Here is a 403-nt window from a genome sequence, read left to right on the forward strand (position 1 = left end):
CTCTGCTGCTTGATGGTTGGATTTATAATTAATGGCAACTGCATATCCTTTGTCTGCTAATGTTTTAGCGCTGGCTGCGCCAATACCACGACTACCGCCGGTGACCAAGGCTACTTTCATTTACTTTCCTTAAAACAGAACTAGTACTATGCCCATTAGTTAATTAACTTTTTGCACTTTTAGCATCTAAGTCAATTAGTGGTTAGAAACTAAATATTAGCCAAAGCATAGGTTCTTAAATAGTGCTTTAAATTTCGCTCTTTCCAGTTGTGACATGTTTATTCTCTCTTATCAGGAAAAGTAATAAATCAGCCAAAATAAGAATAAAAGCAATTCTTCCAAGGGCCCGTTTATACAGGTTATTTCCCATGCTATCAGGGCAGGATCACACTTTGTAAACAAG

The 403-nt window shown here is 37.2% G+C and carries 1 protein-coding gene; it reads right to left on the minus strand.

Features of this window, described 5'->3' with window-relative positions; all coding sequences use genetic code 11:
• On the minus strand, positions 1–120 hold a 120-nt coding region (locus N482_RS24145), incomplete at its 3' end, for an SDR family NAD(P)-dependent oxidoreductase (protein ID WP_155730473.1).
• Positions 121–403: the final 283 nt, after the last annotated feature.

Origin of the sequence: Pseudoalteromonas luteoviolacea NCIMB 1942 (assembly GCF_001625595.1) — a bacterium.
Classification (GTDB): domain Bacteria; phylum Pseudomonadota; class Gammaproteobacteria; order Enterobacterales; family Alteromonadaceae; genus Pseudoalteromonas; species Pseudoalteromonas luteoviolacea_A.